Source organism: Natrinema gelatinilyticum, from assembly GCF_024266705.1.
GTDB lineage: Archaea > Halobacteriota > Halobacteria > Halobacteriales > Natrialbaceae > Natrinema > Natrinema gelatinilyticum.
This window is the reverse complement of the sequence record NZ_CP100756.1, coordinates 2,084,575-2,099,592: the sequence shown is the minus strand read 5'-3', so window position 1 is coordinate 2,099,592 and position 15,018 is coordinate 2,084,575. Positions and strand designations below refer to the sequence as shown.

Annotated in this window: 13 protein-coding genes and 3 pseudogenes; 7 read left to right on the top strand and 9 right to left on the bottom strand. The window is 64.2% G+C overall.

What is annotated here, in order from left to right:
• Positions 1-8: 8 nt before the first annotated feature.
• From NJU76_RS10230 to NJU76_RS10210, 5 genes and pseudogenes are all read right to left on the bottom strand, one after another.
• Positions 9-1,382 (bottom strand): carboxylate--amine ligase, encoded by a 1,374-nt coding sequence (locus tag NJU76_RS10230; RefSeq protein ID WP_254528151.1) that lies wholly within the window; start codon positions 1,380-1,382, stop codon positions 9-11.
• A 90-nt stretch (positions 1,383-1,472) separates the two neighbouring features.
• Complete coding sequence (locus tag NJU76_RS10225) at positions 1,473-1,907, bottom strand: nuclear transport factor 2 family protein (protein ID WP_254528150.1); 435 nt, start codon at positions 1,905-1,907, stop codon at positions 1,473-1,475.
• Between the two features lie 239 nt (positions 1,908-2,146).
• The gene (locus tag NJU76_RS10220; RefSeq protein WP_254528148.1) at positions 2,147-3,028 is read right to left on the bottom strand and encodes a coiled-coil protein; all 882 of its coding nucleotides are present in this window, start codon (positions 3,026-3,028) and stop codon (positions 2,147-2,149) included.
• A gap of 813 nt (positions 3,029-3,841) precedes the next feature.
• Complete coding sequence (locus tag NJU76_RS10215; protein ID WP_254528147.1) at positions 3,842-5,767, bottom strand: glycoside hydrolase family 2 protein; 1,926 nt, start codon at positions 5,765-5,767, stop codon at positions 3,842-3,844.
• A gap of 70 nt (positions 5,768-5,837) precedes the next feature.
• Positions 5,838-6,326: pseudogene (locus NJU76_RS10210) on the bottom strand (cell division protein); the annotation flags it as partial.
• A 95-nt stretch (positions 6,327-6,421) separates the two neighbouring features.
• Here NJU76_RS10210 and NJU76_RS10205 point away from each other — a divergent pair.
• The 4 genes from NJU76_RS10205 to NJU76_RS10190 all read left to right on the top strand — a co-directional run bounded on the left by NJU76_RS10205 (position 6,422) and on the right by NJU76_RS10190 (position 10,579).
• Complete coding sequence (locus NJU76_RS10205) at positions 6,422-6,847, top strand: DUF5791 family protein (protein WP_254528145.1); 426 nt, start codon at positions 6,422-6,424, stop codon at positions 6,845-6,847.
• An 81-nt stretch (positions 6,848-6,928) separates the two neighbouring features.
• Complete coding sequence (locus NJU76_RS10200) at positions 6,929-8,173, top strand: sulfite oxidase (protein WP_254528144.1); 1,245 nt, start codon at positions 6,929-6,931, stop codon at positions 8,171-8,173.
• A gap of 258 nt (positions 8,174-8,431) precedes the next feature.
• The gene (locus NJU76_RS10195; RefSeq protein ID WP_254528143.1) at positions 8,432-9,331 is read left to right on the top strand and encodes an SDR family oxidoreductase; all 900 of its coding nucleotides are present in this window, start codon (positions 8,432-8,434) and stop codon (positions 9,329-9,331) included.
• Positions 9,332-9,385: 54 nt separating this feature from the next.
• The gene (locus tag NJU76_RS10190) at positions 9,386-10,579 is read left to right on the top strand and encodes a DHH family phosphoesterase (RefSeq protein WP_254528142.1); all 1,194 of its coding nucleotides are present in this window, start codon (positions 9,386-9,388) and stop codon (positions 10,577-10,579) included.
• A gap of 16 nt (positions 10,580-10,595) precedes the next feature.
• Here NJU76_RS10190 and NJU76_RS10185 read toward each other — a convergent pair.
• From NJU76_RS10185 to NJU76_RS27030, 3 genes and pseudogenes are all read right to left on the bottom strand, one after another.
• Positions 10,596-11,099 (bottom strand): annotated as a pseudogene (locus NJU76_RS10185) (PfkB family carbohydrate kinase); the annotation flags it as partial.
• A gap of 108 nt (positions 11,100-11,207) precedes the next feature.
• Positions 11,208-11,645, bottom strand: a complete 438-nt coding sequence (locus NJU76_RS10175) for a hypothetical protein (RefSeq protein ID WP_254528137.1) — start codon at positions 11,643-11,645, stop codon at positions 11,208-11,210.
• A gap of 184 nt (positions 11,646-11,829) precedes the next feature.
• Positions 11,830-11,940: pseudogene (locus NJU76_RS27030) on the bottom strand (HVO_0758 family zinc finger protein); the annotation flags it as partial.
• 236 nt (positions 11,941-12,176) lie between these two features.
• Between NJU76_RS27030 and NJU76_RS10170 the strand changes: the two are divergent.
• Genes NJU76_RS10170 through NJU76_RS10160 form a run of 3 tightly spaced genes read left to right on the top strand, consistent with a single transcriptional unit; the run spans position 12,177 to position 14,439 of the window.
• Positions 12,177-13,322 carry a glycosyltransferase family protein gene (locus NJU76_RS10170; protein ID WP_254528135.1) on the top strand — a complete coding sequence of 382 codons (1,146 nt, stop codon included), beginning with the start codon at positions 12,177-12,179 and terminating at the stop codon, positions 13,320-13,322.
• A 26-nt stretch (positions 13,323-13,348) separates the two neighbouring features.
• Positions 13,349-13,849 carry a DUF7109 family protein gene (locus NJU76_RS10165; RefSeq protein ID WP_254528133.1) on the top strand — a complete coding sequence of 167 codons (501 nt, stop codon included), beginning with the start codon at positions 13,349-13,351 and terminating at the stop codon, positions 13,847-13,849.
• Positions 13,846-14,439, top strand: coding sequence for an NUDIX hydrolase (locus NJU76_RS10160; RefSeq protein ID WP_254528131.1), 594 nt, complete (start codon positions 13,846-13,848; stop codon positions 14,437-14,439). The genes NJU76_RS10165 and NJU76_RS10160 overlap by 4 nt, the downstream gene beginning before the upstream one ends.
• A 103-nt stretch (positions 14,440-14,542) precedes the next feature.
• On the opposite strand, the gene NJU76_RS10155 is transcribed toward NJU76_RS10160, so the two are convergent.
• A complete protein-coding gene (locus NJU76_RS10155; protein WP_254528129.1) occupies positions 14,543-15,013 on the bottom strand; it encodes an MGMT family protein in 471 nt (156 codons plus the stop codon).
• Positions 15,014-15,018: the final 5 nt, after the last annotated feature.

Genomic DNA, 15,018 nt, shown 5'->3' with positions numbered 1-15,018 from the left:
TGGCTCTGTCAGGACCGTCGTGAGTGGGATTGCGAGCCGCCGTCAGTCTGAACCGAGCGCGTCGAGTCACCGTCGACGGACGGGCTCGTTTCGCTCGTTTCGGTTGATTCCGCGCGTCCGTCGTCCGGACGTCCGGTTTCGGCCATCGCCTCCGTTGTCGCGCCGGCCGGCCGATCCGAGTCGGCGTGACTATTCAGCCACGCCCGCACGAGATTCACGCTGTCCTGGAAGAACGGCACCGGATCGTCGCCGACCGCGTAATCGAACCGGGGATGGCGGAGAATCGACGCCGCGACCTCGCGGATGGCTCCGGAAAGCGGGGGACGATCCACAAGCGGATACTCTTTGGTCGCCACGCTGTGGAGGTAACTGAGTTCACCACGGAGGAGGTGGCCGCCGATGCCGACCTCGTACGTCGGGGTTGACGTAATCGACTCGTCGTTCGCGAGTTTCCAGTAATAGTAGGGGAAGTCAGCACCTACTCGGACGGAAAACGGCAGCGACGACCAGAAGCGCGGGTTTATCTCCATCAGCTTGAACTCGCCGTCCGTGGGGTCGCGGAGGAACTCGACCATCGCGAGGCCGTGCCACTCGAGTTCGTCGAGCAGCGCGCGACCGGCGGATTCGAGTTCCGGGATGTGGACCGACTCTCGGTATGCGCTCGGACCGCCGCAATACTCCCATCCCCGACGCTGACAGTGCTGGAAGGTCGCAACGGGGTCGCCGTGATCGTAGAGCGCGAAGAAGCCGAACTCTCGCAGGTCTGCGATCCGTTCTTGGACGAGCGGAATGTGACCACGTTTCTCGATTTCCGCCGCCGTATCCGGTCGAGATCCGGGGCGCTGGTACTCGGTGGAGCCGATCTCAGCGCAGTCGAACGTCGGGCCGAGATACTCGGGGGCGGCCACGGTGTAGCGGGGTTTGACGATCGTCTCCTGATCCCAGTCGTCCCATTCGTCGAGGCGTTCGGTCTCGGGGGCCGCGACGTCGGCTGCGTCGGCCGCGTCGAAGAGGTCGATGCGGTCCTGGACGCGTCGAAGCGTGTCGAAATCCGGCCAGAGAGTCGCAATTTCGTCAGCGAACGCGTCTTTTCGATCCGCAAGGACGTAGACGTCTTCCTCCCGAACGGGGATGATCGTCACGACGTCCGGACGTTCGGCGAGCGAGAGCAAGGCGTCTCCGTAGCCGGGAAGATCCGTCGCCGGGTCCGGAAGGCCGACGAATTCGTCGCGATACGCCGACGTGGCCGCCGGGGTCGACCGCGACTCGGAGCCGACAATCGTTCGGATGCCGCGTGGTCGAAGCGAGCGGAGACAGGCGACGGTACTCGGCGCGCCGATCCCGGGAACGACCACGCTCATGTCGTCCCTGTGTCGTTGCATACGCGAGGTCAGTGGGTCTTGTTCCATTGTTATAGATCGTATACTGCAACCTGTCGGTTTCCAATCCAGCATATCCCCGGACAGGCAGCGTTAGGCATCGAATACTCGCTGCTCGAGTGCAGTATCCCTGTAGGCCGTACAGCCGTCGATCCGGCCGTCGATCAGTTCGAATACGTGGGCGAACGCGATATCGAAGTTCCGTCCGTCGACCGTTCCGACGTAGGCGCCCTCTACGATCACGGTCTCACCCGCGTCGGTGAACCGTTCGGGATGGGCCTGAAGATGATCGGATCGATCACGCGGTGTTAGAACCACGTTCTCGAGGACGGCGTCCGTCCCCGAGTACCGTCGATCGGTACGAGCGCCGGTCGTCGCGTCTATCCAGGTAACGTCGTCCGTCATCGCCGCTGCCAACGTATCGATGTCGCTGTCGTTCGTGACGACGTGATTGAACGTCGTATAGAATTCCGTCAGCCGTTCCCGAGCAGTCGGATTCTCGACCGACCGATGTTCGTTCGATTTCATTACCCTGTTAGGCTGGTGTGGAACACCCGTATGAACAAAAGAGCAGTACACGGTTCACAGACTATGAGAACGGAACGGTGACTGTCACGACTGTGTAACTGACCGACGCGACGATTGCTCTACGGCGGTGAGTCGGGAGAGTCCGCTGTGCGCCCGTTGACGGACGCGAATGCGAACGACTCTGTACCCGCTTTCGAATCTAGAAAATCGGGAGAAAAGACGCGGTAGACGTGTTCGACTTAGAGCAGCCCCGTTTTCTGGAGCTTCATCAGATCTTCAGTGTCGAGGGTTTCGCCTTCCTTGAACTTCTGATAAATCTCCTCGGCCTCTTCTTTGGCCGCTTCCTTCTTCTTGTCGCGCTCCGACTTGCGCTCTTCTTCTTCCTTCTTGTCCAGTTCGCGCAGGCGCTTTTGAACGCGGACGAAGTCCTCGTGGTGGCGGTCGGCGGCCTCCTGGGCCACGACGAACTTCTCGTGCATCTCGTCGGCCTCGTCACGGATGTCGTCGGCTTCGCGATAGGCCTCGATCATCTGATTGTGATGTTCCTGGGCCTTGTCCGCCAGCTCCGTCACCTTCTGGTGGTGCTGGGAGGCGTCCGATCGGACTTCTTCGGCCTCCTCGACGAGTTCCTCCAAGTCTTCGTTCTGATCGAGTTTCTGTTTGCGCTCTTCGTATTCCTCGCGCTTCGACTCGATCTTCTCGATAAGGTCCTTCTCTTCCTCGCTCGAGAGAACCTCGGTCTGCTGTTTGAACTCGAGTTGTTCGATTTCATTCTCGAGTTCCTCCAGGTCCTTTCCCTCGTCGAGTTCCATGTCCGACTTGAGCTGCTCGACCTTGTCGAACAGCGCGTTGGCCTCGGCGTTTAACTCGTTGCGCTGTTCTTTGTGCTCCTGGACTTGCTCGTTTAGCTCGTCGCGTTTCTCGCGATGTTCCTGAGCCTCGTCGACTTTCTCGCGAGTCTTCGCGTTGAGATCGTCGCGCTTGGAGGCGCGTTCAGAAGCCATCTGATTCAGCTCGTTTCGCCGATCCCGCAGTTGACCGGCCATTTTGATGAGCTGCCCTTTCGATTTGTTCTCGAGGTCGTCCTCTGTCAGTTCGATGTTTTTCGATTCGTCTACCATGTTATTCAAACCTCTGTGCCATACCCGCACCGGAGAACCGGTCGGACGGCAGAAAGCGACTCGCCGGTCAGAAGACGAGTGGCGCTCGTTACGGGCCGTCCGGCTGTTCGAAGCGACTGCTCACGATCTGCGAAACCTCGGTGAATAAGATTTCCTGTCATCGATCGTCGAGCGATACGCGCCCCGGTGGCGTTCTGGTAGCCGCTACTACTGGCGCTTATAATTTAAATGTACCGGTCCCGAAACTCCCGAAACCGGTTCTCAGGGCCCTCATCGTGCCATGTTGGACGTTGACAGGGGTGGTGGGAGGTACTTATATTGGAGCGCAGTCGAAACATCCACGGCGTGCGACACGAGAGACGCACTGGAGATCCGATTACCGAGCGTGTTTCGAGTGCATCGTTTAGAGAAAACCGGCGGTCAGAACGTCGTTTGCCCGGAGAAAGACGGCAGCGACGGAACTGCCGCGCCGAACGTCGATAGACCAGCATCTCGATATCACCATCGTGACAGACGAGACCGAATGTGCGTGACGTCCGGGTCGACTGATACGAACTGCTGTCCGTCAGTTCCGGAGCAACCGCGATCGTTCTGTGGGTGCTCCGGTACATCGTCACCGCAGACCGTATGACGCATACCGAGACGGATTCAGGCCGAAGCCACGCGAGTGTCTCGGCTTCGTGGAAGAACCGCCACTCGATCACGGCGAGCCGATTCACACCCAGTCAGGGCAGTCGGATCGGCCAATATCGGGTGAAACCACGCGACGATTTTTGGCCAGTGAGAACGCACGACGGTCGCTGCGAATGCGGTTCACAACTCGTAGTTGTTCCAGACCGACCGACCGTCGACGGCCACCTCGAGGTCGACCCGCTCTGCGTCCCGCGGGATTCGAACCGTTCCGACCGGCGTCGTCTCGAGCGGCCCGACGCTTACCTGTGCGGTCTCCGTGGCGTCGCCGACCCGCCAGCCGACGACCGGCTCGAGCACATCGTGCGTGTCGTTGCAGAGGGTGATCCCGACCGTTCCTGGACTGGCCGGGCCGTCGAGAACGGCCTGGACGGGTTCGAACGAGAGTGAAATCGCCTCGGCGGCCCGTTTCGGCTCGCCGTCGACCGAGTGAACACCCATCCCGCCGTCCGGCGCACTATCGCGTAGCGTCGACGCCGTCACGATGCCACAACCTCGCCGTCGGAGTGCTTCCGTGATCGTCTTCAGCGTCCGCGTCTGCTCGAGTTGGGACGCGTCGGCATCGTCTGCTCGCCGCTCGAGCAGCGTCGGGTCGATCCCCGGAATCGCCGCGGGATCGGCGTCATCACTCGTGAGAGAGCCAGTTCCGAACCCGCCGACGACGTCCTCCAGAGCGGGATACGTTTCGAGCAGCCAGTCGATATCGTCCGCCTCGAGGTACTGCCAGCCGAGAGCCAGGTGAGACGCCTCCGCGCCGGTTCCCGGCGCGCCGATCGTCGGAACGACGGGGAGATCGCTGGGGATCGACTCGGCGATCTCGGTTGCGGGACCATGGTCGACCGACGTCCGCCACGCCCGATACCGAACTGCAAGTTTCGAGCGGAAGCCGCTCCCGAGCGGATCCGCGAACGGGTCCAACGGCCGATCGTGAACGCCAATCATCGCGAGACTGGGATGTCGCCCGTATTCCTCGATGAGCGCCGACGCCAGTTCCGTCCCCCGCTCGACCGGTAGCTCAGACCCGGTTCCGGTGGCGGGTAGATCCTGCCAGACCAGGATTCCCGCTTCGTCACAGGCGCTGTAGAACTCTCGCGGTGGGACGTGTGCCCGGGCACGAAGCATCGTGGCGTTCGCATCGACCGCCCGGTCGACGTCGTCGCGCGGGTCGCCGCCGGGGAGCCGCGTGAATCCGCGAGCGCGGACGCGGCGGCCGTTGACCACCAGTCCGTCGTCGTCTCGCTCGACGGACCGGAGACCGACGGTTCGTTCGATGGCGTCGTCGCCGAGTTTTGCCCGGATCGTATACCGTCGTTGGGGGCCGTAACCGCGAGGCCACCACAGCGACGGCTTCGTCATGGAGATCGTTTTCGACACCGTCGTCCGCTCGCCCGCGTCGGCTCGGATCTGGATCCGCTCCATAGTGGCGCCACCGCGAAACCCCGCTGGCCGGAGCGACAGCGACGCCGCGTCGTCGACCGCCTCGCCCGCATCTATCTCGAGTGTGACGTCGATAGTCGCACCCGCGCCGTCGGTGGTCGCGGTCGTGATCGCTTCCCCCGTCGTCTCCACGCTCCGCCGTGACTCCGGACTCACGCCGACACGAGTCCGTGCCTCGAGCCGCCGGAGAAAGGCCGTGGGTCGCGATTCGACCTCGACGTCCCACCAGATACCCGGTGTCCCGAAGTGGGCCGGTACCTCGTCGGTCTCGTAGATCCCCGCAAACGAGTCGGGTCGCTCGCAGACGACGATCAGTTCGTTTTCGGGCTGCGGTTCGAACTCGAGTCGAAGGGGAACGAAGTGCGGTTCGTTGGTTCCGAGTCGCGTGCCGTTCAGCCAGACCGTCGCGCGGTCGTAGGCGCCACGGAGTTCGAGTAGCGCCCGTTCAGCCTCGTCGTATCGGGGATCCGTAAAGTTCGTTCGATAGGCGATCGGTCCCCCGTCGAACCCACTTGGGCGCCCGGGAACCGATACGAGTCGCCACTCCTCGACGGTCGGTGGACCGTCGCCGTTGCGGTCGGTGACGATCCCACCGACCCACTCGTCGGTCATTATCACTGTCAGCGAAGCCGAAGTAAAAAGCCCTTCCATCGGTTCAGGATCGCCGTGGGTTCAGGATCGACTAGAGGAGATTCTCGAGTCGGTCGTCCGCGAACTGCTCGGCGTGGTCCGTCGATTCCCGCTCCTGTGCGCGCTTTGCGTCACGCGCTCGGTCCACGAACCGTTGAATCTGATCCGACCGTCCGCTCCGCTGAGTAACACCAGCGCGCCGAGTCGGTCGCTGACCAGCGGAACGTCTCCGTCCCGGACCTGCATGCTGCCGATTTCGTCCTCGAGTCACCGGCTCGCTTTCGGGGATCCGGCTGGCCTGCGACGACGAGCAGCACCGAATCGACCTCCTGAGGAGCGTCTTCAGCGAGCGGCCGGCGTTGGCCTGGTAGAGCGTCCCCTCGTTTCGTCCCGGCAAGACGCCGAGTGCGTAGACCGGACCGTCGTAGAGCCGCTGGAGGTGGTGGACGAAGACGGGCGCACCGCCGCTGCCGGTCCCGCCGCCGAGGCCGGCGTCGATGAAAATAGCGTCCGCCTTCGAGGTGACGATGCCGTCAAGCGAGCGGACGCACACGGCGCGGACCAGTGGCCGATCTGGCGGCGCCCCGTCCGATGAAGGTCACAATGCATTTCTGGCGCATTCCCCTCCGTTCGGGTATGTTCTACGAACAACGGATGACCGTTCCCGACTCACCCGCCGATCTTCGGGCCGAGTACGAAGACGAGCTCGCGGCGATCGTCGACCGACGCGGCCCCGAGGCCGTCACGGCCGAAACAGACCTGGAACGGGACGCGCTCGAGGCGCTCGCACGAGGCGATTCGCCCGACCTCACACTCGAGGAAGCGGCGGAGATTCAGGCGCTCGAAGAGGGAGAACCCGGTCCGGAGACGGTCGTCACGATAGCGCTCGAACATCTCCTGCTCGGAATGTCGACTGCGGTCCTCGACGTCGACGCGGTCGAGAGCAAACTCGAGATCGACATGGACGCAAAGGAGATCCAGCAAAAGATCGAACAGCGGGCACCGATGTCGTTCGAGGAGTTCGTCCACGTCCAGTACGTGATCGCCGACGGCGCACCCTAGGCGTCGTCGAGTTCCGGTCGGGTCGTCTCGCGGCCAGCGATACCACCGAGTATTTATCTAGCTCGACGGTGTTCGGACCCCATGTCGAATTCGGAGCGCAGCGAGCGCCGACGGCGAGAGACGGACGCAATTCTGGGTCGCAAACCCGGCACGGAGGCCGTCGCCGACTTCGAAGATCGGTATCGGGTCGTCGGCGCCGCCGATCGAGACACGTACGCGAACTGGCTCACACCGCTCGAGGATCACTACGTCTGCCACCGCAACGAGACGCTCGAGCCCGAGGCCGACGAGTGGACAGTCGCACTGGCTGGTGCGGTCGATCGCGAGGCCGACCTGGGAATGGACGCGATTCGGGAGGACTACCCGACGGTCGCGGTCGCGCACACGATGGAGTGTGCCGGAAACGGCCGCGGCTACTTCGAACCGGAGACAGGAAGCGTGCAGTGGGAGTACGGAGCCGTCAGTACCGCAATCTGGACGGGGACGCCGCTACGCTCGATTCTGACCGACCACGGAGCGGCGACCGACGACACGTGGCTTACTGCGGTCGGTGGCGACCGTCCCGAAGTCGACGGTGAGAACGACCGGTTCGCCCGCTCGATCCCGATGACCAAAGTTCTCGAGGACTGCATCCTCGCGTACGAAGTCAACGGCGAGGCGCTCCCACCGGAACACGGGCAGCCAGTTCGGTTGCTCGTTCCGGGCTGGTACGGCGTCAACAGCGTCAAGTGGCTCACCGAACTCCACGTCGCGGAGACGATGGTCCACGGTGAGGACTGGACCGACCGCGACGGGGAGGACTACACCAAGTGGCAGCAATCTGCCTACCGGATCCACCCCGAAGGCGTCGAGCCCGAATCGAACCCGACGGTGCCGACGGACGACACCTGGGACCAGATCGAATCCGACGAGATCGATCATCCGTACACTTTCGACGAAAACGTCAAATCCACGATCGGCTCGCCAGAAGACGGCGAGACCGTCGCCCCGCGAGAAGACGGCACAGTCGAAGTCGTCGGCGTCGCGTGGGCGGGCGACGACGAGGTGACGGCCATCGAACTATCGACTGACGGCGGCGGCAGTTGGGAGGAGGGATCGTTCTTCGGTCCACACTACGACTGCGCCTGGCGGCTGTTTCGCTACGTCTGGGAGCCGTCTCCTGGCACTTACACGCTCGTTTCTCGAGCGACGGACGACCGCGGCCGCCGCCAACCGGCGCGAATCGCGCGGCCCGACGAGGACCGCGACGACGCATATCCGTGGAACGAAGGCGGCTACGCCGAGAACGCGTATCTTCCCCACGCGGTCGAAGTCACCGTCGAGTAGCGCCTCGCAGGTCGCCGTCGAGTACCTTCCCGTTGCGCACCGCCTTCCTCGCGTCCGTTCGACCTCATACGGTCTGCTATACCGATGTACCGGTGCAACCGCGACCGTCCTGCGGGTGCACCGGCAATGACGTACAGTAGTCCGTATCAAGCGTGCGGTCAAGCGCATCGACTCGCAACCGACGACACGAGTAGCACAGGTGGTCGGAAACCGGGGCTCGAGCGGTGAGATTATGTGCAGCCGACCGCGAGTTCGGTCATGTACGTTGGGATCCTGGGCTGCGGGTACGTCGGGATCGAACTGGGCCGACAGCTCGCGGATCGCGGGCACGAGCCGATCGGTGTTCGCCGATCGCCTGCGGGCGTCGAGCAGATCGAAGAAGCCGGCTTCGAAGCGAGACGGGCGGACGTCACCGACCGCGAGGCGCTCGCGACGATACCGGACGTCGACGCGATCGTGTTCGCCGCGAGCAGCGGCGGCCGCGGAGCCGAGACTGCTCGCGAGGTGTACGTCGACGGGTTGCAAACGGTGATCGATGCCTTCGGCGAGCGCGAGAATCCACCCGAGCGGCTCCTCTACACGTCCTCGACCGGCGTCCACGGCGACCACGACGGCGCCTGGGTCGACGAGGAAACGCCGGTCGAGCCGACCACCGACAAGACCGCGGTACTCGCCGAGGCCGAGCGGATCGCACTCGAGGACGCGCCGGAACACGGCATCGACGGGACCGTCGCGCGCTACGCCGGCCTCTACGGACCCGACCGGTATCGGCTCGAGCGCTACCTCGAGGGGCCCGTGACGGAGGGGTATCTGAACATGGTCCACCGAGACGACGCGGCCGGGGCAGTCCGCTACCTGCTCAAGGAGGCCCTCGCACGCGGCGAGGTGGTTCAGGTCGTCGACGACGATCCCACCTCGAAGTGGACGTTTGCGGATTGGCTGGCCGACGAGTGCGGGGTCGAACGGCCCCCGAAGCAGACGAAAGACGAGCGCCTAGCGGCAGACGACGTTTCCGAGGCCGGTCGACGTCGAATTCTGACGAGTAAGCGGTGTTCGAACGAGAAATTACGGGCGCTGGGATACGAGTTCGTCTATCCGACGTTCCGCGAAGGGTATCACGCTGCTATCGAACGCTTCCGAAGCTCGTCGGGTAAGTGATGAACCCCGGCTGCTATGGGGAAAACTCTTGGTGGTCCGATTTGATTTGCTGATATGAGCCGCCGGACCGTCTCGAGTGGGGCTGCGTTGGTCGGGGCGAATCCCTTCGTGACCGGTTTCGTCGGCGACTCGATCCGCTCTCTCGAACCGCTCGTTCTCTCACTTCTCGTCCTCGTCGTCGTCGGACTCGTTATCGGCGGCTGGTGGGCGATTCGCTGGTTCCGACGACCGCCGGGCGCCCGGCTGCAGCGCGTGCTCGCGAATCACGACGACGTGACGGTGTTGATGCACCCAAATCCGGATCCCGACGCCATGTCGTGTGCGATGGGGATCGCAGCGATCGCGGACTCGGTCGACACTGAGGCGAACCTGCAGTTCCCCGGCGAGATCCGTCACCAGGAGAATCGGGCGTTCCGGACCGTTCTCGATCTGGATCTCGACCCCATCGAGGCCAGTTCGCAGCTCAGCTCGGACGCGGTGGTACTCGTCGATCACAATACCCCGCGGGGCTTTACCGGTGCCCAGACCGTCGAGCCGATCGCGGTCGTCGACCACCACCCCGGTAACGGAGCCGGGACGAAGTTCACGGACGTTCGGACCGACTACGGCGCGGCGTCGACGATCATCGTCGAGTATCTAACCGATATCGGCGCGACGATGGCCGACGAAGAAGAAAGCTCGAGCGGGTTCGAGATCTCACCGGAACTGGCAACAGGACTGCTCTATGGAATTCAGTCGGACACGAACCACCTGACGAACGGCTGCTCGCGGGCCGAATTCGACGCCTGTGCCACGTTGTTTCCGGGGATAGACGAGGACTTGCTCGACCGAATCGCTAATCCCCAGGTCAGCGACGACGTATTACGGGTTAAGGCGACAGCGATCACTCAGAAACGCGTCGAGGGTCCATTCGCCGTCTGTGACGTCGGCGAAATCGGGAACGTGGACGCAATTCCGCAGGCCGCGGACGAACTCATGCATCTCGAGGGCGTGACGGCGGTCGTCGTCTACGGCGAAAACGACGGGACGCTCCACCTCTCCGGCCGATCGCGCGACGACCGGGTCCACATGGGCGAGACGCTTCGCCACGCTATCAGCGACATTCCGATGGCTAGCGCGGGCGGTCACGCGCGAATGGGCGGCGGCCAACTCTCGGTCGACCACATGAACGGAATCGGCCCCTCGGACGGGATCAGCCGCGCGGAATTCGAAGACCGGCTCTTTTCGGCGCTGGCCGGCGAACGCTAGTCCGGATCGATCGGACTCACCCCCGGCGCGTGAGCAACGAGCGCACCGCCCTTGGATTGGCGGTTTCGCCAGTTTCGACGAAGTGTGCCGCACAGGCGTTTCCGAGCGCGAGCGCCGCCTCGAGCGGCCACTTGCGAGCCAGCGCACACGCCAGCCCAGCCGAGAATCGGTCGCCGGCACCGGTCGTGTGCGTCACCTCACTGACGTCGAGCATGTCGACGACGGCAGACTCGTCGCGAGTCGCCCCGGCCGCCACGTCCGCGCCGTGAGAGACCACGCCTGTGACGTCGACCGCCGAACGAAGGGTCTCCGCTCTGTCTCGGTTCCGGTCCGGGGCCCCATCGAACGCGCCGTCCGCTCCGTCGGCGGCCGTCACGGCGGCCTCGAGTTCGGTCGGATTGACGGAGAGAACAACCTCGAGGGTGTCGCTTGCCGCGTCCGCTTGCGCGAGCGCGTCGAACAGGTCCGCGAGCGCCGCCGGCTCGACCGCGTCGATCGGGCCGGGATCGAGGACGACCGCGAGGAACTCGGCGGGCGGGGCCGACTGGAGTCGGTCGAAGACGGCCGTGAGGCCGCGGACCGTGACCCAGTTCGCACAACAGAGCGCGTCCGCATCGACGAGCTGGTCTCAGTCCACGACCGCACTGAGATCCGCGACGTCCCACGCTTCGGTCGGCCCCGGCTCTGAGAAGAGGAGGTCGTCCCCATCGAACGCGACGACGCTGACGGTCGCTGGCGGGCCCATGGAGTACGTTTCGAAGGAAAAGTCTGCCAACACCGGATGGTCGAGATGACCGACGAGGGTCGCAGAATCGCCGAGTGCGTCGACCTGTACGGCCACGTTGACCGCCTGTCCACCGGGCCGGACGCCGGTTGCCTCGAGCCAGAACGCACGGCTGCCGTCTGCGAGTTGGCCGGCGAACTCGTCGACGCCCTCGATGGACGCGCCGCCGGCTCCCGAGAGAGCGTACCGGTGGTCGACGCTGCCGTCGGGAAGGGCGACGACGTGTCGACCATCGCCGGCCTCGAGAGCGTCGAGGTGGTCGCAAAGATTTCCGTAGCTCACACCCGTGATTGGGCGCTCGTCGGTAAAAGCAGTTGGACGTCAGACCCCGTCGGTCACCGCACGGCGACGAGAACCGTCGGTAGGACGCTGTGCGCCGGGCGGAGGACCGAGACGGCGCGTGGGATCGATTCGGAATCTCGACTCCACCCCCGAACGGTCGTGGCAATCGGGGGAGAAAATGGCCCTAGCGGATCTCCTTCCACTCGGCGTTGCAATTCGGACAGATTCGGAGCGTCTCGATCTCGTCGGGGTGATTTTCGGTCTTCAGCGGCTTCTCACACCCGCCACAAACCACGTCCAAAGCAGACAGCTTCGAGCACGATCTCAGATACGACAACCCGTCCGGATCTCGAACGGTTCGATCCTCGAAGAGTATTGGTCGGATTTCACCCGCTGCGAGAGAGAACACGTTGTGTCGTGGACCGGCAACTATCCCACCTTGCGGAACGAGAAGGCCGTCGTTCACGACGGGGAGGATATCACCGGGCCGCATTCGTGGCAGTTTTACCGATTCGCCCGAACACCCCACCGATGGAGTACGTCCAGGAGCGAATCGCGACGCTCCACGAGTTCAGCGACGGGGACGGACCCTGTGGCAACCTCGGACACGAAGCTGCCGCCGCAGTCGCCGAGACGGCCGTCGTCGTCCCGATGACCGCCCGCGAGTACGACCGTCCCGCCGCCGAACATGTCCTCCGCGAACTCGAGTGCCTCGAGCCAGCGCCTGCTGCGGTCTTCGTTCCCGTTCGCGCCGAGCCCGATCAGATCGGGCCGTTTCGCGAGTGGCTCACCTCGTTCGCGCTGCCGATGCGCGTCCTCTGGTGTACCGCACCGGACGTCGACGCGTTGCTCACCGACGCGGACCTGGGCGGATACTTCGGAAAGGGACGAGACGTATGGCTCGCGCTCGGCCCGGCCGCCGACAGCGCCGACGCAGTCGTCGTCCACGATGCAGATGTCAGAAGCTACGAGTGCGGACACGTCCACCGCCTGCTCGCACCCCTGACGATGAACTTCGACTTTTCGAAGGGGTACTACGCCCGCGTCGAACGCGATCGGCTTTACGGCCGGCTCTGCCGCCTGTTCTACGAACCGCTCGTTCGAACGGTCGCGGACGCCCACGACGAGCCGATCGTCGACTACCTCCGCGCGTTTCGATACGCGCTGGCCGGCGAGTTCGCCGCGACCGCCAACCTCACCCGCCGGCTGCGCCCACCCCGGGCGTGGGGACTCGAGGTCGGAACGCTCGGCGACGCCTTCGCGGTCGCCGGCTTCGACGGGACTGCTCAGGTCGACCTCGGGACCCACGAACACGACCACCGAACGGTCGCGGGCGAGACGGGGCTCGAAGGGATGAGCCGCGAAGTCGCGGCCGCACTCTTACGCGTGTTCGAGGAACACGGCGTCGATCCCGAGTACGAGACGCTGCCCGAGCGATATCGTGCAGTCGGCGAGACACTGATCCGACAATATCACGTCGATGCGGCGTTCAACGGTCTCGAGTACGATCCCGCTGGCGAACGCGATCAGCTGGCCCGCTACGCCACTTCGATCGCGCCGCCGGAGGACGACGCGCGTCTGCCGCGGTGGACCGACGCCCCGTTCGACCCGGCCGAGGTGGTCGAAGCTGCCCAGCCCTGGCAAGAGCGACGGGTCGGATCACGCTCACAAGACTAATCCCATCACCGGCCGTTGGACCGGGTATGGACGCGACCGCCGACGAACTGGCCGGCGTGGTCGACCTCTTCGGCGGGTTGACCCGCGAAGAGCTCGAGCGGGCGCTCGCCGAGGCCGCGTATCGAGCCGACGGGCAGTCGGTAGACGACGACACCCTCGACACGGCGATCGAGGCGGCACTCGAATCGTTCGCACTCGTTCAGTACGATCCCGCCAGCGGAAGCGACGCAGTGGCGAACACGGACGGCGAGGCGCTCTTCGTCGCCGGGCCAACTGCGTTTCCGTCGGTACCGGAACACGCCGAAGACGTCCCCCACATCCTCGACGTCGAACGCCGCCGACCCGATCGGCAGCCACTGGGTGATGCGACCCGCGATCGCTTCGTTGCAGCCGTCGAGGAAGCAATCGCCGCAGGCGACGGCGCGCGGTGTCGGACCTTGCTCGACGTCAGCTACGACCTCGAGGCCTGGGCACCGGTCGATCTCACAGACGAACGGACGCGGCTGGAGGACGCACTTTCGGAATGACTGATACGAGGTTGAGCCTCGAGCCGGTCGCCGCCCACGACCCGGTCGAGATCGACGATCAGGAGTACGACGCAGCCGTCCTCGCGCCGATCGTCGATCGCGACGGTGAGGATCACCTGCTGTTCACCCGACGCGCCGACCACCTCGGCGAGCACCCCGGCCAGATGAGTTTCCCCGGCGGTGGTGCCGAGCCGATAGACGGGACGATCCTCGATACCGCGCTCCGGGAGGCCAACGAAGAGATCGGCCTCGAGCCGAGCGAGGCCGAAGTAGTCGGGCAACTGGACGACATCCGGACGGTCACCGAGTACGCCGTCACGCCGTTTGTTGCCCACGTCCCGGATCGGGAGTACGTCCGCGACGACAACGAAGTCGCCGAAATCGTCGTGCTTCCCCTGGCCGGACTGCTCGATCCAGCGAACTACGAGTACGAACGTCGATCACATCCGTACTACGGCGAGGTCGTCATCCACTACTTCCACGTGAACGGCTACACCGTCTGGGGCGCGACAGGCCGGATCCTCGTGCAGTTACTCGAGTTGGCGACGGCGTTCGAAGTGCCCGAGAAGATCGACCGATCAGAGACGTAACCGCGTACTCGCCGAGTTCTCGACTGCTCCGTTGAACCGCTGTATACAGCTTCGGATGCGGGTTCGTGCCTTCGTCGACTCGCTCATACGGGATATCGGACGCTTACAATTCCTCGAGCGACCGGAGCTTCTGCTCGACGTCCGGGGGCGCGGCGCTGGGGCCGTCGCGGACGCGGTGATCGGGAATGAGAAGGGGCGCGGGATTCTCGTCGAGTGCCGTTCGGACGAGGACGATGTCGGTTTCGTCCTCGTGATCGAGACCCGAGGTCATCCGGGCGAGTGTCTCGACGGTAACCTGGTCGCCGTAGGGAACCTGCTGGACCTGTTCGAGGACCGACCGTTGGTCGGTCGGCATGGTCATCGCAACCTGGACGTCCTCGAAGGTGACCGGCTCGAGGCCGTCGAGATACTCGAAAATTCGATCGAGTACGGGGTGGTCCTCTTCGGCGTCGTCATCCAAAACCTCGGGAAACGAGACGCTCAGAACCCGCCCGCTGGCGACTCCGAGCTGGACGTACCGATCGAGGTACGGCGATTCCCGCGCGTAGATTCCAGCGTCCGTAACGTCCACCATAGGAT